Origin of the sequence: Streptomyces zaehneri (assembly GCF_032248645.1) — a bacterium.
GTDB lineage: Bacteria > Actinomycetota > Actinomycetes > Streptomycetales > Streptomycetaceae > Streptomyces > Streptomyces coriariae.
Map to the genome: position 1 here is coordinate 251,574 of NZ_JASTTJ010000007.1, position 18,173 is coordinate 269,746.

The 18,173-nt window shown below is 72.5% G+C and carries 17 protein-coding genes; 15 read left to right on the forward strand and 2 right to left on the reverse strand.

Annotation, left to right across the window (positions count from 1 at the left end; genetic code table 11):
• The first annotated feature begins 11 nt into the window (after positions 1-11).
• Positions 12-758 carry a polyphosphate--glucose phosphotransferase gene (gene ppgK / locus QQM72_RS14635; RefSeq protein WP_314221298.1) on the forward strand — a complete coding sequence of 249 codons (747 nt, stop codon included), beginning with the start codon at positions 12-14 and terminating at the stop codon, positions 756-758.
• 341 nt (positions 759-1,099) lie between these two features.
• Here ppgK and QQM72_RS40885 read toward each other — a convergent pair whose 3' ends face one another.
• Positions 1,100-1,489, reverse strand: coding sequence for a DUF6542 domain-containing protein (locus QQM72_RS40885; RefSeq protein WP_399077203.1), 390 nt, complete (start codon positions 1,487-1,489; stop codon positions 1,100-1,102).
• A 440-nt stretch (positions 1,490-1,929) separates the two neighbouring features.
• Between QQM72_RS40885 and ychF the strand changes: the two genes are divergently transcribed.
• The gene (ychF, locus tag QQM72_RS14645; RefSeq protein WP_314221300.1) at positions 1,930-3,018 is read left to right on the forward strand and encodes a redox-regulated ATPase YchF; all 1,089 of its coding nucleotides are present in this window, start codon (positions 1,930-1,932) and stop codon (positions 3,016-3,018) included.
• Between the two features lie 208 nt (positions 3,019-3,226).
• Here the strand turns inward: ychF and QQM72_RS14650 are convergent, their stop codons facing one another.
• A complete protein-coding gene (locus tag QQM72_RS14650) occupies positions 3,227-3,808 on the reverse strand; it encodes a Uma2 family endonuclease (RefSeq protein ID WP_314221301.1) in 582 nt (193 codons plus the stop codon).
• Between the two features lie 331 nt (positions 3,809-4,139).
• Here QQM72_RS14650 and QQM72_RS14655 point away from each other — a divergent pair, with 331 nt between their 5' ends.
• The 13 genes from QQM72_RS14655 to QQM72_RS14715 all read left to right on the forward strand — a co-directional run bounded on the left by QQM72_RS14655 (position 4,140) and on the right by QQM72_RS14715 (position 18,167).
• Positions 4,140-5,099 carry an ABC transporter ATP-binding protein gene (locus tag QQM72_RS14655; protein ID WP_314221302.1) on the forward strand — a complete coding sequence of 320 codons (960 nt, stop codon included), beginning with the start codon at positions 4,140-4,142 and terminating at the stop codon, positions 5,097-5,099.
• On the forward strand, positions 5,096-5,890 hold the full coding sequence (locus QQM72_RS14660; RefSeq protein ID WP_057603207.1) for an ABC transporter permease: 795 nt from the start codon (positions 5,096-5,098) through the stop codon (positions 5,888-5,890). The genes QQM72_RS14655 and QQM72_RS14660 overlap by 4 nt, the downstream gene beginning before the upstream one ends.
• A gap of 164 nt (positions 5,891-6,054) precedes the next feature.
• Complete coding sequence (locus tag QQM72_RS14665; RefSeq protein WP_314221303.1) at positions 6,055-6,993, forward strand: ACP S-malonyltransferase; 939 nt, start codon at positions 6,055-6,057, stop codon at positions 6,991-6,993.
• Positions 6,980-8,509, forward strand: a complete 1,530-nt coding sequence (locus QQM72_RS14670; RefSeq protein ID WP_314221304.1) for a class I adenylate-forming enzyme family protein — start codon at positions 6,980-6,982, stop codon at positions 8,507-8,509. The genes QQM72_RS14665 and QQM72_RS14670 overlap by 14 nt, the downstream gene beginning before the upstream one ends.
• Positions 8,490-8,744: an acyl carrier protein gene (locus QQM72_RS14675; protein ID WP_020127994.1), complete on the forward strand. Its 255-nt coding sequence runs from the start codon at positions 8,490-8,492 to the stop codon at positions 8,742-8,744. Before QQM72_RS14670 ends, QQM72_RS14675 begins: the two co-directional genes overlap by 20 nt.
• 5 nt (positions 8,745-8,749) lie before the next feature.
• Positions 8,750-9,940: an aminotransferase-like domain-containing protein gene (locus QQM72_RS14680; protein ID WP_314221305.1), complete on the forward strand. Its 1,191-nt coding sequence runs from the start codon at positions 8,750-8,752 to the stop codon at positions 9,938-9,940.
• On the forward strand, positions 9,937-12,276 hold the full coding sequence (locus QQM72_RS14685; protein ID WP_314221306.1) for a lantibiotic dehydratase: 2,340 nt from the start codon (positions 9,937-9,939) through the stop codon (positions 12,274-12,276). The genes QQM72_RS14680 and QQM72_RS14685 overlap by 4 nt, the downstream gene beginning before the upstream one ends.
• The gene (gene sbnA / locus QQM72_RS14690; RefSeq protein ID WP_314221307.1) at positions 12,273-13,349 is read left to right on the forward strand and encodes a 2,3-diaminopropionate biosynthesis protein SbnA; all 1,077 of its coding nucleotides are present in this window, start codon (positions 12,273-12,275) and stop codon (positions 13,347-13,349) included. Before QQM72_RS14685 ends, sbnA begins: the two co-directional genes overlap by 4 nt.
• On the forward strand, positions 13,346-14,374 hold the full coding sequence (gene sbnB / locus QQM72_RS14695; protein WP_314221308.1) for a 2,3-diaminopropionate biosynthesis protein SbnB: 1,029 nt from the start codon (positions 13,346-13,348) through the stop codon (positions 14,372-14,374). Before sbnA ends, sbnB begins: the two co-directional genes overlap by 4 nt.
• A complete protein-coding gene (gene fabG, locus QQM72_RS14700; protein ID WP_020127989.1) occupies positions 14,371-15,123 on the forward strand; it encodes a 3-oxoacyl-ACP reductase FabG in 753 nt (250 codons plus the stop codon). Before sbnB ends, fabG begins: the two co-directional genes overlap by 4 nt.
• A gap of 54 nt (positions 15,124-15,177) precedes the next feature.
• The gene (locus tag QQM72_RS14705) at positions 15,178-15,468 is read left to right on the forward strand and encodes an acyl carrier protein (protein WP_314221309.1); all 291 of its coding nucleotides are present in this window, start codon (positions 15,178-15,180) and stop codon (positions 15,466-15,468) included.
• A gap of 2 nt (positions 15,469-15,470) precedes the next feature.
• A complete protein-coding gene (fabZ, locus tag QQM72_RS14710; RefSeq protein WP_142266013.1) occupies positions 15,471-15,998 on the forward strand; it encodes a 3-hydroxyacyl-ACP dehydratase FabZ in 528 nt (175 codons plus the stop codon).
• A 63-nt stretch (positions 15,999-16,061) separates the two neighbouring features.
• Positions 16,062-18,167 carry a GNAT family N-acetyltransferase gene (locus QQM72_RS14715; RefSeq protein WP_314221310.1) on the forward strand — a complete coding sequence of 702 codons (2,106 nt, stop codon included), beginning with the start codon at positions 16,062-16,064 and terminating at the stop codon, positions 18,165-18,167.
• Positions 18,168-18,173 lie beyond the last annotated feature (6 nt).

The following is an 18,173-nucleotide window of genomic DNA, read 5'->3' on the forward strand; positions in this document are numbered from 1 at the left end:
AACGTAGGGCCATGCAGATCTTCGGCGTGGACATCGGCGGTTCCGGGATCAAGGGTGCCCCGGTGGATTTGGACAGGGGCGACCTGGCTCAGGAGCGCCACAAAGTGCTCACCCCGCAGCCGGCCACGCCCGAGGGCGTGGCCGACGGCGTGCGGCAGGTCGTCGAGCACTTCGAGTGGACCGGACCGGTGGGCCTGACCTTCCCGGGCGTGGTCACCGGCGGCTCCACGATCCGTACGGCGGCCAACGTCGACAAGAGCTGGATCGACACGGACGCGCGTGCCCTCTTCAGCGAGCGGCTGGGTGGCCTGCCGGTGACGGTGGTCAACGACGCGGACGCGGCGGGCGTCGCGGAGGTGTCCTTCGGCGCCGGCCGCGACCGCAGCGGCACGGTGATCCTGCTGACGTTCGGCACGGGCATCGGCAGCGCCGTCTTCTCCGACGGCGTCCTGGTCCCCAACACCGAGCTCGGCCACCTGGAGCTGCACGGGCACGACGCCGAGAAGCGCGCCTCCAGCAAGGCCAAGGAGGACGGCGAGCTGACCTGGGAGCACTGGGCCCGCCGGGTCACGAAGTACCTCGCCCACGTCGAGATGCTCTTCTCGCCCGAACTGTTCATCATCGGCGGCGGCGTCAGCCGCAAGGCCGACAAGTTCCTGCACCTCATCGAAGGCATCCGGGCGGAGATCGTCCCGGCCGAACTGCAGAACAACGCGGGCATCGTGGGAGCGGCGATGCGAGCGGCGAAGGCCGAGTAGCCCCCGGCCTGTGCGCCTGCCCGCCTGCCCGCCTGCCTGTCCGGCCTCCCGCCCGGCTGCCCGGTAGGAAGAGCCCGGGCGGGCCGGTGGCCGACGACCGTGGTGGTGGCCGTGGTGTCCGGTGACCTGCCGCCGGAGGTGGCACGCGACGGCTGGGTCGGCCCGACCGTCCGCCCGGTAGCCCGGTAGCCCGGTAGCCCGGTAGCCCGGTAGCCCGAGCGCCCGATAGCCCGAGCGCCCGATAGCCCGAGCGCCCGCCCCGTAGCCCGCCCCGGTGGCCGACGGCGGTGGCGGTGCTCGGTGGCGGTGCTCGGCGTCCTGTCGGCGGCGGCAGGTCGCGGCTAGTGGTGGTTCGCGTTCCGTCGGCGGGCCGCCGCCCGGCGCAGTCCGCGCGCCAGGACGGCGGCTCCTGCCAGGAGGGTCCCCGCGTACAGCCAGCCGACCTGTGTGGCCAGCGCCGTCACCAGACCCATCAGCCGCGCCCCGACGCCGTTCCCGCCCTCGGACACGGGCAGCAGCCCCACGGCGAAGGCGATCGGCACGACGACCGGTGCGGACAGCAGGTCGCCCCCGCGCACCCACAGGGCGGTCAGCAGGCACACCGGCAGGAACAGCACGCTGTACAGCGTGAGTGAGGCGCCGAAGAGCAGCTGGTCCAGGCAGCCGATGCCGAACATCAGCACCCCGCTGAACAGCCCGCCGCCCAGCCCGGTGAGCCGGGGGTTCGGCATCCGGCGCGCCGTCCGTGCCGTCCGTGCCGTCCGCGCCGTCCGCTCCTGGGACGGCGCGGGCCGTCGCCCGGCGGGGACGGGTCGGGGTCCGCCGGAGCGCGGGGCGCCGGCCCGGCCGGGGCCACCCGCCGGGCGCGGCTGCTTGCGGCCCGGCTCCCGGCCTGCCTGGGGCGGCAGGGGTGGCGGGGGTGGCGGGTCGCGGCGGGTGCCTTGGGCCGGGGGGCGCGTCCTGTGTTGCTCCACCGGACCAACTTAGGTCGGTTTATGTGCCGAATCGGGTGTCGGACACGCCGTGGGGCGGAGCTTGGCCATGCGTTCGACAGGTCCGCCGGGGCGGCACCGGGCACGCCGTAAACTGGTGGACCGGTCAGCTCTCTGGCCTCTGGCCCTCTCACTCCGGGAACTGGCCTTCCGGCCCTCTCACCACGGGAAGTCGCAACGTGTCGCTCACGATCGGAATCGTCGGTCTGCCGAATGTCGGCAAGTCGACCCTGTTCAACGCCCTGACCAAGAACGACGTGCTGGCGGCCAACTACCCGTTCGCCACGATCGAGCCGAACGTCGGCGTGGTCGGCGTCCCGGACGCCCGCCTCACGAAGCTGGCCGAGATCTTCTCCTCGCAGCGGATCCTCCCGGCGACCGTCGACTTCGTCGACATCGCGGGCATCGTGCGCGGCGCGAGCGAGGGTGAGGGCCTGGGCAACAAGTTCCTGGCGAACATCCGCGAGTCCGACGCGATCTGCCAGGTCATCCGCGCCTTCAAGGACGAGAACGTCGTCCATGTCGACGGCAAGGTCTCGCCCAAGGACGACATCGAGACGATCAACACCGAGCTGATCCTCGCGGACCTCCAGACGATCGAGAAGGTCCTGCCGCGCCTCCAGAAGGAGTCGCGGATCAAGAAGGAGGTCGCGGCCAAGGTCGCGGCGGTCGAGGCGGCGCAGGGGATCCTGGAGAAGGGCGACACCCTCTTCTCCGCGGGCATCGTCCAGGGCTCCGGGCGCGAGGAGCTCCTGCACGACCTGCACCTGCTCACCACCAAGCCCTTCCTGTACGTCTTCAACGTCGACGAGGACGAGCTGGTCGACGAGGAGTTCAAGGCCGAGCAGAGCGCGCTGGTCGCCCCGGCCGAGGCGATCTTCCTCAACGCCAAGCTGGAGCAGGACCTCGCCGAGCTGGACGAGGAGGACGCGATGGAGCTGCTGGAGTCGGTCGGCGCCGAGGAGCCCGGCCTCGCCACCCTCGCCCGCGTCGGCTTCAACACCCTCGGCCTCCAGACGTACCTCACGGCCGGCCCCAAGGAGTCCCGCGCCTGGACGATCAAGAAGGGCGCCACCGCACCCGAGGCCGCCGGGGTCATCCACACCGACTTCCAGAAGGGCTTCATCAAGGCGGAGGTCATCTCCTTCGCCGACCTGGTGGAGACCGGCTCGGTCGCCGAGGCCCGAGCCAAGGGCAAGGCCCGCATGGAAGGCAAGGACTACGTCATGCAGGACGGCGACGTGGTGGAGTTCCGCTTCAACGTGTAGTGGGTGACCTGTCACCACTTCGCTGATCTGGCAAACATCCAGGTCAGAGAGGGTCCGACTCTTCGGGGTCGGGCCCTCGGTCTTTCCCGTGCCGTACGCATTGCTCTGCGCCGGGCTGTTCGTCGGGCGCACAGGTCAGGAGGGGCCGGGCTCGTGGGGCCCGGCCCCTCCTGCGTACCCGTACCGCTACCGCGTCGGTGCCGACCTGTCAGTCACGCCGGGGCGGAGTGAGCTTGTCGAGGTCGAGGCTGATCTCGAAGGGCACGGGGCGCTCCAGGACGCCCCGGAAGATACCGGCGGGTGCGTAGGTGCCGGTCGGCTCGTCGAGTTCGTAGACGTGGACCACGGGGGCGCCCTCCTCGTCCTCGATGCACCAGTAGTGCGGGATGCCGGCCTCCGCGTACTTGCGGAGCTTCACGGTGCGATCGCGGTGGGCGGATTCGGGGGAGACGACCTCGATGACGAGCCGTACCTCGTCCGGTGCGAACCAGGTGCGGTCTCCGTCGTAGTCGGCCGTCGTCAGCAGCAGATCCGGTTCGGGCCGGTTTCGTGCGTCCAGCTTTATGGTCATCTCGCGGCCGACCCTGACATCGGCGGGCGCCTGCTCCATAAGAGCGACGGTGAGCATGGTGACGAGGTGGCCATGCCACCAGCGCTGGGGCGACATCATGAAGACGAGGGCGCCGTCGATGAGCTCGGTGTGGCGGGGCGCCTCGGGGAGGCGGTCCAGGTCCTCCGCGAGCCAGCCTTCCTCGCGCGGCGGGCGCATCCAGTCGGGCAGTGCGGTCATGGGTCAACCATAGCGATCGCGGCCGTCACGAGGGGTGCCGTCCGCAGCGACCCCGTGCAAAGGCATCCGGCCACCGTTCCGGGTTCGGGTCGGTGGGGTCGATCCAGGGGACCGCGACGAAGAGGTTCTCGCCACCGCGCCGACCGTAGTGCTGGTCAGAGGCATGGGAGTGGCGTCAGGCGGGTCGGGATCACCGGCTCTGCCGGCCTCCTCGGTGGGGATGTCCGGGTCCCGATAGGGCAGGGATAGCCGCTTCGGTTCGGGCGGATAGCGGCGGGCGCAAGAGTGTTTCTCGTCAAGCCACCCCCCACCGGATCGTGAGGACCTGAAGATGACCGAAACCCAACTCCGCCCGGCGTCGGGGGAGGTGACGTCACCGGATGCCGCCGTGCTCAGCGCGGTCGTGAAGCGGTTCGCCGACGCCAAGGGCGAGGAGTTCACCGCTGTGGACGGGCTGGACCTGCGGATCCGGCGCGGCGAGGTCGTGGCGTTTCTCGGACCGAACGGCGCGGGCAAGACGACCACGATCGACATGCTCCTGGGCCTCACCCGGCCCGACTCGGGGCAGGTGGAGCTGTTCGGCGAGACGGCGCGGCAGGCGGTGCGCGCCGGTCGCGTGGCCGCGGTCCTGCAGAGCGGCGGGCTGCTGCCCGACCTGACCGTCGAGGCCACCGTACGGATGCTCGGCTCGCTGCACCCCGGCGCCGACCCGGAGACCGTGATGAGCAGGGCCGGTGTCACCCGGCTGCGGGACCGCCGGGTCTGCGAGTGCTCCGGTGGTGAGCAGCAGCGGCTGCGGTTCGCGATCGCGCTGCTGTCGAACCCGGAGTTCCTGGTGCTGGACGAGCCGACCGCCGGGATGGACGTGGCCGCCCGCCGCGAGTTCTGGGCCACCGTCCGCGAGGACGCCCGGCACGGCATGACGGTCCTGTTCGCCACGCACTACATGGAGGAGGCCGACCGGTTCGCCGACCGGGTGGTGATGGTCGACCAGGGGCGGGTCGTCGCCGACGGGTCCGCCTCCTCGATCCGCGCCCGGATCAGCGGCCGTACCGTCTCCGCGCTGATCAGCCCGCATGACGCGGCCTCGGTGGCCGGCTCGCCGTCCGTGCGGTCCGTCGCGGTCCGCGGCGATCGGCACTACTTCGACTCCACCGACTCCGACGCCCTGCTGCGGCTGCTCGTCACCCGGACCTCCGCCACCGAGATCGAGGTCGCGCCCCGAAGCCTCGAAGAGGCCTTCGTGGCCATCACACATGCCGGCCGCACCGGCCAGGAGGGCCCGCGATGACCACCTTGACCGCGCCGCCCGCCCGCCCCCGCGCCTCCTCGTTCAGCGGAGTCAACCCCACCTTCGTCCGCTACGAGCTGGCCCGCCGCTTCAACCGTCAGACCACGATCTTCACCCTCCTCCTCCCGGCCGTCCTCTACCTCGCCCTGTTCCGTACCGCGCCGGCCCACGGCACGCTGCCGCACGGCAACTTCGCCGCCTGGATGATGATCGGCCTCGCCGTGTACGGGGCCGCGATGGCCGCCACCAGTTCCGCGGCCACCATCTCGGTCGAGAAGTCGGCCGGCTGGATGCGCACGATCGCGCTGAGCCCGCTCGCCCCGCCCGGATACCTGCTGGTCAAGGTCCTGTGCTCGGTGGTGATGGCCGCCGTGCCGGTGGCCATCGTCGGAGTGCTGGGCTTCGTCACCGGCGCGCACGCCGACGCCGAGGTGTGGGTGACGTCCCTGGTCGTCGCCTGGCTCGGGGCCGCGGTCTTCGCGGCGCTCGGCATCTCGCTGGGCCTGGCCCTCAAGCCCGACGTCGTGATGCACATGCCGGGGCTGACGATGACCGCGCTGGCCTTCCTCGGCAACCTGTTCATCCCGCTGAGCGGCACCATGCTCGAGATCTCGCGGTACACGCCGATGTACGGCGTCTCCACCCTCGCCCGCTACGCCCTCACCGACGGCTACAGCTTCAGCGGCGAGCACTCCAGTCTGGCGGGCGCCGTCTTCAACATCGTCGCCTGGTTCGCGGGGTTCGGCTTCATGGCCGTCCGCCGGTTCGCGAAGAGCACCGGCCGCCAGTAGCCCACCCCACCCGGCGCCATCCCGCCCGACCTCACCTCGCCCCGCCTCTCTTCACCTCACCCCGCCCCGCCTCACCTCACCGAATCCCATCCGCATTCCACCGCCCGCCGGCCCGAGCGCCGTGCGCCGTGCGACGGGCTCAACACGAAAGGGGGATAGAACACATGTTCGCAATCATGGCGCCGGGTCAGGGCTCCCAGACCCCTGGCATGATGGCCGGCTGGCTGCGTGACCCGGTCCACGCCGAGCGCGTACGGGCCTGGTCCGAGGCCGCGGACTGCGATCTCGTCCACTTGGGCACCCGGGCCTCGGCCGCGGAGATCGCCCGCACCGAGAACACCCAGCCGCTGCTGGTCGCCCAGGGCCTGCTGGCCCACGAGGCGCTGGCGGCGGCGGGCGCAGCGGTCGTGGCCGGGCACTCGGTCGGCGAGCTCACCGCCGCCGCCCACGCCGGAGTCCTCACGCCCGTCGACGCGGTACGGCTGGCCGCGGTCCGTGGCCGGGCGATGGCCGCGGCCTGCGCCGAGGCACCCACCTCGATGGCCGCCGTGGTCGGCGGCGACGAGGACCGGGTGCTGGAGCGGATCGCCGAACTCGGCCTGTACGCGGCCACGTTCAACGGTCCCGGCCAGATCGTGGCCGCCGGTCTCACCGAGCGCCTCCAGCAGCTGGCGGCGGCGCCCCCGCACGGGTCGACCGTCAAACCCCTGCCGGTCGCGGGCGCCTTCCACACCCCGTACATGGAGTCCGCGCGACAGGCCTTCGCCGCCGCGGCCGCCGCGACCGACTTCGCGGCCCCCCGCGGGGCCATCCTCTCCAACGCAGACGGCGAGGTCGTCGCCGATCCCGAGGCGGTCCGCCGGCGGCTCGTCGAGCAGGTGGTCAGGCCGGTGCGCTGGGACCGGTGCCTGCACACCCTCGCCCGCCTGGCACCCCGACTGACGGTCTCCCTGCCGCCCGCCCGCACCCTCGCCAACATCCTCAAGCGCCGCCATCCCGAACTCGACGTCCTCCCGGTCGCCACGGCCCGCGACATCGGCAAGGCCCTCGTGCGCATCGGCGAGAGCGACCGTAAGGAGGAACCCGCCCATGCCGGTGTCTGACCTCTTCGAGCGCGCCCGCGCCGAGCGCCCCGACCACCCCGCGGTCGTGGACGGCGACGGCAGCCTCACCTACGCCGAACTCGGCGCGGACGTCGACCGTGCGGCCGGCTGGCTGCGGGCCCAGGGCATCGCCCCCGGGCAGCGGGTCGTCCACGCCGGTGGCAACGACCGCACCTTCCTCGCCCTCTTCCACGCCACCCTCCGTATCGGCGCCGTCTTCGTCCCCGTCCACCCCGACCTGACCGACCTCCAGGTCGCCGGCATCGTCGAGGACTGCTCGGCCGCCCTGGCGATCTGCCCGCCCGGCGCGGGGCAGCGGGCCGGGCGGACCGTCCCGGTCGGGCAGGCCCGGCAGGAGATCCGGGACGCCCCCGCCGACGGCTTCGCCGCCCGGATCCCGGACGACGCCGTCGCGATGCTGATCTACACCTCGGGCACCACCGGCCGGCCGAAGGGCGTCGTCTGCCCGCACCGGCAGATGATCGCGGCCGTCGAGGCCGTGGGCGCCTGCCTCGGCTACACCGCGGACGACGTGGTGCTGTGCCGGCTCCCGCTCTCCTTCGACTACGGCCTCTACCAGGCCCTGCTCTGCGCCCGTACCGGCGGCACGCTCGTCCTCGCCGAACGCGGCGGCGACCGGGCCCTGTTGCAGACGATCGAGCAGCACGGCGTGACCGTCGTCCCGCTCGTGCCCTCGCTGGCCCAGATCCTGGCCCTGCTGCAGAGCAGGCTCCGGCGGCCCACCGGGGTGCGGCTGTTCACCAACACGGGCGCCCGACCGGGCCGGGCCGTCATGGCCGAACTCCTCGAGGTCTTCCCGGGATCGGCGTTCGCCTCGATGTACGGCATGACCGAGTGCAAGCGCATCTCGATCCTCGACCCCGCCGAGTACGCCGCCCACCCCGACTCCGTCGGGCGGCCCATCCCCGGCGACCGGGTCCGGATCGTCGACGGCGCCAAGCGGGAACTCGGCCCCCGCGAGGTCGGCGAGATCGTCGTGGCCGGCACCACCGTGATGGCCGGCTACTGGGGGATCCCGCTGGAGGCACAGCACCGCTACGTCCGCGGCGCCGACGGCGCGCTGGAGCTCCACACCGGCGACCAGGGCTACCTCGACGAGGACGGCCGGCTCTACTTCGTCGGCCGCGACGACGACATGATCAAGCGGCGCGGGATCCGCCTCGGGCTGACCGAGATCGAGGACGCCGCCGAGCGGATCCCCGGCGTGATCGCGGCGGTGGCGCTGCGGCCCGAGACCGAGGACGCCCCCCTGTTCCTGGCCGTGCAGACCTCGCTGACGCCGGAAGAGGTCCGCGACCGGCTGCGGCTGCGCCTCGACCGGGCCCGGCTGCCCGACCGGATCGTCCCCCTCGACGCCGTACCGCTGACCGCGAACGGCAAACCGGACCGCAAGGCCGCCGCGCTGCTGGTCCGCGCCGACGACCCCCGCCCCATCGGACAGACCACACGACAGCCCACACAGACGAGGACCACCCATGAACCAGTCGCAGTTTGACCAGCTCGTCGAGGAGATCTGCGCCGTCACGGTCACCGACCCGCAGACCCCGCTCGTGGACCTCGGCGTGGACTCGCTCCAGACCATCGCCCTGGTGATGGCCGTCGAGGAGCAGTACGGCATCGAGATCGACCCCGAGGCGCTCGCCGACCCGGCGCTCACCTCCTCGGCCGGCCTGCTGGCTTGCGTGCAGGACCAGTTGGCCGCCGCACTGCCGGCCAGAACCGGGAGCTGACCGCCATGTGGACCGACACACGACCCGCGGTGGAGATGCCGCGACTGTTCGAGCGGGGCGGGGACCTGATCTCCTTCGCCGGGGGCCTGCCCGACCTGGACGTCCTGCCGCTTGACGTCCTCTCCGCCCAGCTCTCCCGGCTCCTGCGGCTCGGCGGGAAGCTCGCCCTGCAGTACACGACCCCGCATGTCGCGGGGGCCCTGGTGCCGGCGATCACCGACCTGATGGCCCGTGAGGGCGGGCGCACCACCGCCGAGAACCTGGTCCCGACCGGCGGCTCCCAGATGGGGCTGATGGCGGTGGCCCTGGGTCTCGCCGCCCCGGGGGAGACGGTCCTGTGCCAGACCCCCGCCTACCCGGGCGCCGCGGCCGCCTTCCGCACCGCCGGACTGCACCCGCACGCGGTGCCCGAGGACGCCGAGGGGCTCGACCCCGAGGGACTGCGCGCGACGGTGCGCCGACTGCGCGCCGACGGCCGCACCGCCCGCCTGCTGTACTGCAACCCGACCTTCCAGAACCCGACCGGCGCGACCCTCTCCGTCGCCCGCCGGCAGGAACTGCTCACCGTGGCCCGGGAGCTGGACCTGCTGATCGTCGAGGACAACCCCTACGGCCTGCTCGGCTTCGACGGGCGGACCACCGACACCCTCCAGGGCCTCGACCCCGACCGGGTGATCTATCTCGGCACCTTCTCCAAGGTGTTCGCACCCGGGCTGCGCTGCGGCTGGATCGCGGCGCCGGCGGAACTCGCGGGCACCCTGCGCCGTACGACCGAGATCATGGCGCTGTCCCCGTCCGCGCTCGCCCAGGCGGCGCTCGCCGCCTTCCACACCCGGTCCGGCTGGACCGGCCTCGTCGACGCCTACCGGGCGAGCTACCGGGAGCGGTCGACGCTGATGGCCGACGCGCTGGACGCCGAACTCGGCGCCGACGGGCCCTGGTCGTGGCGGCGGCCGGACGGCGGCTTCTACATCTGGCTGCGGAACCGCGACGGCGTCGACACCAACACCTTCGCCGACGCGGCGGCCGAGCACGGGGTCTCCTTCGTGCCCGGCTCCCACTTCGGCATCGGCGGGGAGAACGCCGACGCGCTCAGGCTGTGCTTCAGCCACGTGCCGAAGAAGCGGATCGCCGAGGGGATCTCCCGGCTGGCGGCCGCGCTCGGTGAACGTGCGGCGGAAGGGGCGGCGGCATGACCGGCACGCTCGAAGCGACCCGCACGCTCGACTGGACGGCCTTCGGACCGTCGTACCGGCTGGGCGACAGCGCGTGGCGGGTGTGGGGCGTCGGACTGCTCCGCAGCGCGGGCTTCCCCGTCTCCGGCCTCGGCCTGATCGGCGGACCGCGCGCCGCCCACGCGGCGCGGCTGCTGGAGGCCGACGGCGGGACGGACGGCGCCACGGACGGCCGGGAGGCCTTCAGCGCCGCCTACCGCGCCGACACCGACGCCGAGGCCGGGCGGCTGGCCCGGCTCGCCACCGACGACAAGGTGCGCACCGCCATCGCCTGGCAGAACCGCACCGTCTACCAGATCCTCGACTCACTCGCCGCGCGCAAGGGCAAGGAGTCCAAGCGCCGGCAGCGGGAACGCACCCTCGCCATGTACTGGCTGCGGTACTGCGCCAAGGCCGACACCATCGGCTTCTTCGGCCCCGGGGCGTGGATCTCCGTCGGGCAGGGGCAGCGCGCCGTCGATCTCGAGGTCGGACCCTCGCTCACCTCGCGCAGCCGCACCTTCCTCGAACGCTGGACGGTGGCCGCGCTGGCCGACTGGATGGCCGGGCAGCCGGGCGCCCGCTGGTGGTTCCCGCCGATGCTGCGGCCCGACGTGCACCTCGACGGCGACCGGCTCGTCATGCAGGGCGGCCGTACGGTGCGGCTGCGCGAGGACGACGTCCGGGTGCTGCGCCTGGTGGACGGCGACCGCGGCGGCGAGGCCATCGCCGAGGCGACCGGCTGGGAGCCGGCGACGGCGCGGGAGCGGGTGGAGAAGGTCCTGACCCGGCTGCTGCGGCAGCGGGTGCTGACCTGGGACGCCAACATCCCCGTCGACGTCCGTGCCGAGGAGGTGCTGCGCCGTCGGGTGGCCGGCATCGGCGACCCGGAGCTGTTCGTCCGCTTCGACGCGGTCCTCACCGGACTCGACCGGCTGCGCGGCGGCATCGACCGGGCGTCGAGCGCCGAGGAGCTCGTGGCGGCGCTCGACCGGCTCGACGAGTTCTTCGTCCGGACGACGGGACAGTCGGCCTCCCGCGACGAGGGCAAGGCGTACGCCGGCCGCACGCTCTGCTACCAGGACTCCCTCCGGGACTGCCGGATGGACCTGGGGCGGGACTTCCTGGACGGGATCGCCCGTCCGCTGGCCCTGGTCGCGGACGCGGCGGACTGGTTCGGCAACCGGCTCGCCGAGCTGGTGGAGGCGGAGGTCGCCGGGTTCGTCCGCAAGGCCGCGGCCCGCCGCCGCGGGGACGTCACCCTCGCCGACGTGTGGACGCAGGTGCTCGGGCTGTTCTGGGGCGACCACGCCACCCCGGTGCGGACCGCGACCCGTGAACTCGCCGAGAAGTGGCGTGAGGTGCTCAACCTCGACGAGGAACAGCACACCCCGGTACGTCTGTCGGTGTCCGGCATCGAGGAGCGGGCCCGCGAGGTCTTCGCGACCGGCCCGGTGCGCTCACCCCATCTCGCCGTGCACAGCCCCGACCTGCAGGTGGTGGCCCGGTCCGTCGACGCCTTCAACGCCGGTGACTACACCACCGTCCTCGGCGAACTGCACGCCTGCCTGGCCACGCTGGACCTGCCGTTCCTCGACTGGACCACCGACGCCGGCTCGCTGCGGGACAAGGTGAACGCGGCGATCGGCGCCCGGCGGCTGGTGCCGCTGCTGCCGGTCGAGTGGAAGCGCAACAGCGGCCGCATGGTGCCCGCCCCGATCGGTGCCGGTGACCGGCTGATCGGCTTCACCCGGGCTCCGTACGACGACCGCGCCCGCGTCGACCCCGCGGTCTCCGTCGGCCTGGCGGAGAAGGACGGCACGGTGACCGCGACCACCCCCGACGGGGGTGTCTGGAGCGTCGCCGAGCTGCTCGCGGTGCCCGTCGCGATCATCGCCGCGGACGCCTTCAAGATCGGCCTGGACCGGCCGCACGCCCCGCGCGTGAGCCTCGACGACCTGGTCCTGTTCCGGGAGACCTGGCGCCTGCCGGCCGCCGGAACGGAACTGCCCGACAAGGCCGAGCGGGAGCGCGACTACCTCGCAGTCCGCCGGTGGGTGGCCGAACACGCCCTGCCCGACCTGCTCTTCGTCAAGTTCCCCGAGGAGACCAAGCCGTCCCTCGTCGACTTCACCAGCCCGACGCTGGTGCTGTCCTTCGCCAACCTCGTCCGGGCCGCGCGCCGGCTCGACCCCGACGCCGTCATCACCCTCAGCGAGCCGCTGCCGGCTCCGGAGGACTCCTGGCTGCCGGACGCCGACGGCGAGCGCTTCGTCAGCGAACTGCGGCTCCAGATCAGCAGAAAGGTGCCGGAATGACCGTCCTCGCCTCCGACGGCGCGGCCCTCGCGGTCCGTGCCACCCGCACCCGGGACCCCGACATCGTCGCGACGATCGGCGGCACCCCGCTGGTCGCCCTCGACCGCCTGTTCCCGCCCGCGCGGTTCCAGGTGTACGCCAAGTGCGAGCGCTTCAACCCGGGCGGCTCCATCAAGGACCGCGCCGCCAAGTCGATGATCGAGCACGCCATCAGGGCGGGGAAGCTCGTCCCCGGAGTCTCCACGGTCGTGGAGTCCTCCTCCGGCAACCTGGGCATCGCCCTCGCCCAGCTGTGCAACTTCTACCGGCTGAACCTGATCTGCGTGATCGACCCGCGCACCACCCCGCAGAACGCGGCCATCATGCGGGCGTACGGCGCCAAGGTCGAGGTCGTCGACCGCGACCCGGCCACCGGCGAGTACCTGCCGGCCCGGATCGAGCGGGTGCGGTCGCTCCTGGCGGGCGTCCCGGACGCCTACTGGCCCAACCAGTACGCCAACGAGCACAACTCGCGGGCCCACCACCACACCATGCGGGAGATCCACGAGGCCCTCCCGGGCGGCCCCGACCACCTGTTCCTCGCGGCCGGCACGACCGGGACGCTGCGCGGCTGCGCCGAGTACATCCGCGACCACGGCCTGGCCACCAACGTGGTGGCGGTGGACGCGGTCGGCAGCGTGATCTTCGGACCGCCGGAGCCGTGGGAGCTCACCCACCGGCGCACGATTCCCGGCCACGGGGCGGCGGTCGTGCCCCCGCTGCTGCGGCCGGGCCTCGCGGACCGGGTCGTCAAGGTCACCGACTTCGACTGCGTACGCGGCTGCCGGCAGCTGCTCGCCCAGGAGTCCATCCTCGCCGGCGGCTCCTCGGGCGCCGTCGTGGCAGCCCTCCAGGACGCCGCGTCCTGGATCGAACCGGGCGCGACCTGCGTGGCCGTCCTTCCCGACGGCGGTGACCGCTACCTCGACACCGTCTACTCCGACTCCTGGGTCGAGGAGCGCTTCAAGGAATTCCCGCTCACCGACGACAACCCCGTTCCCGACACCACCGATCACGAAAGGAGTCAGTCATGAGGATCCTCGGTCGCGACGACGTCGAAATGGCCCTGAAGGGCCTCGGACCCGCCGTCCTCGACGCGGTCCGCAGCGCCTACGTGCTGCACGGCCAGGGCCACTCGCAGGTGCCGTTCTCCAGCTTCCTGCGCCCGCCGCGGCCCGCCGGCTCGCGCATCATCTCCCTGCCCGCCTACCTGGGCGGCCCGGAGCCCGTGATGGGCCTGAAGTGGATCTCGTCCTTCCCGGCCAACGTCGAGCAGGGCCTCCAGCGGGCCTCCTCCGTCCAGGTGCTCAACGACCTCGACACCGGATATCCGCAGGCCCTGCTGGAAGGCAGCCAGATCTCATCCTCCCGGACCGCGGCGAGCGCCGCCCTCGCCAGCGGCGCGCTGCACGGCTCCCGTCCGGTGCGCACGGCCGGGCTCATCGGCTGCGGGACGATCAACCAGCGGGTCCTCGCCTTCCTCACGCTGACCCACCCCGAGCTGGAGACCGTGGTGCTCCAGGACGTGGTCCCGGGCCGTGCCGAGGTGTTCGCAGCCGAACTGGAGTGCGAGTACCCGGGCATCGCCTTCCGCACCGGTGACGTCGCCGCGGCGCTCGGCGCCGAGACGGTGAGCATCGCGACCACCGACTCGACGTACTGGCTCGACCTGGCCGCCCACCCCGACCGCCCGTCCCGCCAGGTGATCCTGCACCTGTCGCTGCGCGACCTGAGCACCGGCTCGGTGCTCGGCGCGTACAACGTGGTCGACGACGTCGAGCACGCCGTCCGTGAGCGGACCTCCCTGCACCGCGCCGAGCAGGAGACCGGTCACCGGGAGTTCGTGCACGCCGAGATCGCCACCGTGCTGGGCTGCTCCGAGCCGCCCGCCACGGACGGCACGATCGTCTTCTCGCCCTTCGGCCTCGGCATCCTCGACCTCGCGGTCGCCCAGGCGGTCCTCAAGGCCGCCACCGCGGCGGGCCTCGGCACCGAGGCCGCCGGGTTCGACCCGGGCAGCCACCGGGTCACCGCGGCGATGGCGGGGAGGGCCGCATGAGCACCTTCTTCGCCGAGGGCACCAAGGCCCTCGTCACCGGCGCCTCGCGCGGCATCGGCGCGGCGATCGCGCTCACCCTGGCCGAGCACGGCTGCGACGTGGCCCTCAACTACCGCTCCAACGAGGCGAAGGCCGAGGAGGTCGCCGAGCGGATCCGCGAACTCGGCCGGGAGGCCCTGCCGGTCCGGGCGGACGTCTCCGACGAGGCCCAGGTCGCCGCCATGTACAAGCAGCTGAAGGCGGCCTGGGGGCGTCTCGACGTCGCCGTCCTCAACTCCGGTGTCACCGCCGACGGTCACCTGGCCGCCATGAGCTCCGCCAAGTGGCAGGAGGTCATCGGGACCAATCTGACCGGCACCTTCTACACCGCCCGCGAGGCGACCAAGCAGATGTACGCGAGCGGCGGCGCGATCGTCTTCATCGCCTCCACCAGCGGCATCGCCGGCCGGGCCGGCCAGGCCAACTACGCCGCCAGCAAGGGCGGGGTGATCGCCATGGCCAAGACGCTGTCGTACGAGGTCGCCCCGCGCGGCATCCGGGTCAACGTCGTCGCGCCCGGGTTCATCGACACCGACATGGTCAAGAAGGTGCCGCCGGCCCACATGAAGGAGGCCCTCCAGGTCATCCCGATGGGGCGCATGGGCACCGCGGCCGAGGTGGCCCAGGCCGCCGCCTTCCTGGCCGCCCCCGCCGCCTCCTACATCACCGGCAAGGTGCTCACCGTCGACGGCGGAATGATCCCCAACTAGCCATCAGAACAAAGTAGTTGCCCACCACTTGTCCCTCTGTGAAAGGAACGCACCGTGTCCGTCGCCACCTTCGAGGACATCCGTACCCAGGCCGAGACCCGGCTGGCGAAGAACATGAAGGTCAAGTCGATGATCATCGACCGCCTCGGCCTGGACGTCGAGCCCGCCGTCGTCTCCGACAACCAGCCGCTGTTCGGCCGCGGTCTGGAGATGGACTCGCTGGACACCCTGGAGATCGTCGTCATGGTCAACAACGAGTACGACGTGCTGATCAGCGACGACGACTTCGAGGCCTTCGGCTCCATCAACGCCCTGGTCGACTTCGTCGAAGCCCGCGAGGTCTGAGCATGACGATCGCCTCCGAGGCCCCCGCGAGGCCGAAGCAGAAGCACAGTTACTCCTCCGACGACATCAAGCGGATGCTGCCGCACCGCTGGCCGATGCTGATGATCGACCGGGCCTACGACGTCGTCCCCGGCGTCTCGGGCCGCGGCGTGAAGAGCGTGTCGGTGAACGAGCCCTTCTTCGCCGGGCACTACCCCGACCACTCGATCATGCCGGGCGTGATGATCGTCGAGGCGATGGCCCAGCTGGTGGCCGTCGTGTATGTCGCCGAGATCATCGAAGCAGCCGCGGCGGCGGAGGCCGCCGGTGCGCCCGAGGGCGGCGGTGACCCCTCCGCGAGCGTCGGCTACCTCGGGTCCATCAGCTCGATGAAGTTCTCCCGGCTCGTCGTCCCCGGCGACCAGCTGACCCTGGACGCCAAGCTCGGCCAGCGGCTGGGCGGCCTCCGGCAGGTGTCGGTGCGGGCGAGCGTCGGCTCCGAACTGGCCGCCGCGGGCTCCCTGATCGTCACCACCGGCCGCAAGGCCTGACCCCCTCCGGACGGGTCCCACCGAAGAACCCTCGAAGAACCCTCGAAGAAAAGGAGGTGAGGCATGTCCATCACGATCCGCCCGTACCAGGAGGGCGACGCGCATGACATCGCGGCGCTCTACAACCGCCACCGCGACAACCCCAACCCGGTAGCGGGCGGCATCACCGGTGACGAGCTGGAGCGCGAGCTGGCCGAACGGGACACGGGAACGTTCCTCGTGGCCGTGGACGGCGGGCGTGTGGTGGGCACCTTCGGCCTGTTCCACAACACCGGCCGGCGTTCCGCCCGCGCCGGTGAGCTCATCGCCGACATGTTCTTCGTCGCCCCCGCCTACCGCAACGGCGTCATCACCGGCCGGCTGTTCACGGAGGCCGTCGAGTGGATGGTGCGGTCCGGCTGCCTCGTGCTCCGGCTCACCGTCAACCCGGCCAACAGCGTCGCGTTCAAGCTCTACCGGCGCGTCGGCTGCGTCTCCGTGGGCCGGACCGTGCCCGGCGAGGACGGCAACGTCGAACTGCACAACTACATCCCGCTGGTCCTGCGCAGCGTGTTCGCGGACCTGGGGCCGGAGGTCAGGTCGGCCCTCGGGGGACTGAACAGCTTCGGCACGGTCACCGAGGCCCGGGACGACGAACTGCGCTCCGACGTCCGGCTGGTGGACGGCGTCCGCACGGTCGACTACCACCTGGCGCTGGGCGGGTTCCGGATCACCGCGAGCGTCGACGTCGACCGTGGCGTCGTCCGCGAGGCGGAGGTCACCGGGCCCGACGGCACCGCCCGCGCGCTGCGGCTGACCGAACCGCCGTACCACGTGCGCGCACCGCGGCGGCCGGAGCCGCACCGGTTCGGCTCCGGCGGGCTGGTCTGCGAGGTGGACGGCGACGACGGCACGCTGTCGGTGCTGGCCGAAGGCCACCACGGCCCGCTGTTCGTCTCCACCTGGCCCAGCTGCCGGGCCGACCGCCCGGCCGGCTGGCGCGAGGGCGAGCCCCGCGACCTGGACATCGTCGCCGTCGAGAACGGGGTCCGGGTCACCGAGCGGTGCGGCGAGGACGAGGTCGTCGGCACGGTCACCCTCACCGAGGGCACCCTGCGGCAGGACTTCGCCTTCACCAGCAGCCCCGGCCGGATCTTCCAGACGGTCGGACTGCGGCAGGGCACCTTCGTCCACCCGGACGGCGAACGCCACCCGATCGGCCTCGGCCTCGGTGTCCGCGACGCCTCGGAGGCGGTCGCCGCCTCCCAGGTGGTCCCGGCCGGCACCGAGCTCGCCTGGCGGGGCACCTCGTGGGGCGTCGGGCTGCCGGTCCGCGAGCCGGTCCGGCTGATCCACAGCGCTCTGCTGGAGCGCGGCCTGGCGGCCGGCCCGGACGGAGTGGCCCGGCTGCGGACCGACTTCCGCCCGGCGGACGCGAAGACCGACGCGAAGACCGACGCGGGAACCGACACGAGGACCGGGGCAAGGACCGACGCGGGGATCGACGCGGGGACGGAAGCGGGGACCGAAGCCGTACGGCCCGCCCGTACCGTCCCGAAGCCGGGCGCCGTCCGCCGGCTGGAGCTCACCGCCTCCGCCGCCGGAGTCACCTCGTGGAAGGAGGGCGCCACCAAGGTCCTGCGCAGCCCGTACCCGCGCACCCGGGTCTTCGGCTACAACCCCCGCTGGTCGGCGGGCATGTGGGTCACCGCGGAGAACAGCCGGTTCGGCCGCGCGAGCGGTCTCGGCTGGGGCGTGCGGCCGGCCGCCTGGGAGGAGAAGCACCCGCTCGGCCTGTTCGCCCCGCGCGAGCGGATCGGCTGGGAACTGACCGCCCCCGAGGACACCGCCGAGCCCGTCCGGGCCGACATCCAGGCCCCGGACAGCGAGGAGGAGATCGTCCTCTGGCTCACCCCGAACACCCCGCGCGAGACCACCGTGCTGCTCGACTCGGCCGGCACCCGGTGGGAGCTCGGCTCGGCCGGCTTCCGCCAGATCTGGGCCACCGCGGCCACCGTACGGCTCGCCGACGGCAGCTGGCTCGACTGCCGGCCCGCCGACGGGGCGTGCGCGCAGGCCGAACTCGTCCTGCGTGCGACCCCTTCCGGCCTGCTCATCGGCTGCGTGTCCCCGGCCCGTCGGCCGAGCGCCTGGCAGCTGGCCGTGCACAGCGAACCCACCCGGTCCTGAACCACC

Bases quoted from the DNA above. Each gene is read 5' to 3' on its own strand.
- QQM72_RS14680 (WP_314221305.1), top strand. From the start codon at position 8,750: ATGTGGACCGACACACGACCCGCGGTGGAGATGCCGCGACTGTTCGAG.
- fabG (WP_020127989.1), top strand. From the start codon at position 14,371: ATGAGCACCTTCTTCGCCGAGGGCACCAAGGCCCTCGTCACCGGCGCC.
- sbnA (WP_314221307.1), top strand. From the start codon at position 12,273: ATGACCGTCCTCGCCTCCGACGGCGCGGCCCTCGCGGTCCGTGCCACC.
- QQM72_RS14660 (WP_057603207.1), top strand. From the start codon at position 5,096: ATGACCACCTTGACCGCGCCGCCCGCCCGCCCCCGCGCCTCCTCGTTC.
- QQM72_RS14655 (WP_314221302.1), top strand. From the start codon at position 4,140: ATGACCGAAACCCAACTCCGCCCGGCGTCGGGGGAGGTGACGTCACCG.
- QQM72_RS14650 (WP_314221301.1), bottom strand. From the start codon at position 3,808: ATGACCGCACTGCCCGACTGGATGCGCCCGCCGCGCGAGGAAGGCTGG.
- QQM72_RS14685 (WP_314221306.1), top strand. From the start codon at position 9,937: ATGACCGGCACGCTCGAAGCGACCCGCACGCTCGACTGGACGGCCTTC.
- QQM72_RS14675 (WP_020127994.1), top strand. From the start codon at position 8,490: ATGAACCAGTCGCAGTTTGACCAGCTCGTCGAGGAGATCTGCGCCGTC.
- QQM72_RS40885 (WP_399077203.1), bottom strand. From the start codon at position 1,489: ATGCCGAACCCCCGGCTCACCGGGCTGGGCGGCGGGCTGTTCAGCGGG.
- QQM72_RS14665 (WP_314221303.1), top strand. From the start codon at position 6,055: ATGTTCGCAATCATGGCGCCGGGTCAGGGCTCCCAGACCCCTGGCATG.
- QQM72_RS14670 (WP_314221304.1), top strand. From the start codon at position 6,980: ATGCCGGTGTCTGACCTCTTCGAGCGCGCCCGCGCCGAGCGCCCCGAC.
- fabZ (WP_142266013.1), top strand. From the start codon at position 15,471: ATGACGATCGCCTCCGAGGCCCCCGCGAGGCCGAAGCAGAAGCACAGT.
- QQM72_RS14715 (WP_314221310.1), top strand. From the start codon at position 16,062: ATGTCCATCACGATCCGCCCGTACCAGGAGGGCGACGCGCATGACATC.
- ppgK (WP_314221298.1), top strand. From the start codon at position 12: ATGCAGATCTTCGGCGTGGACATCGGCGGTTCCGGGATCAAGGGTGCC.
- sbnB (WP_314221308.1), top strand. From the start codon at position 13,346: ATGAGGATCCTCGGTCGCGACGACGTCGAAATGGCCCTGAAGGGCCTC.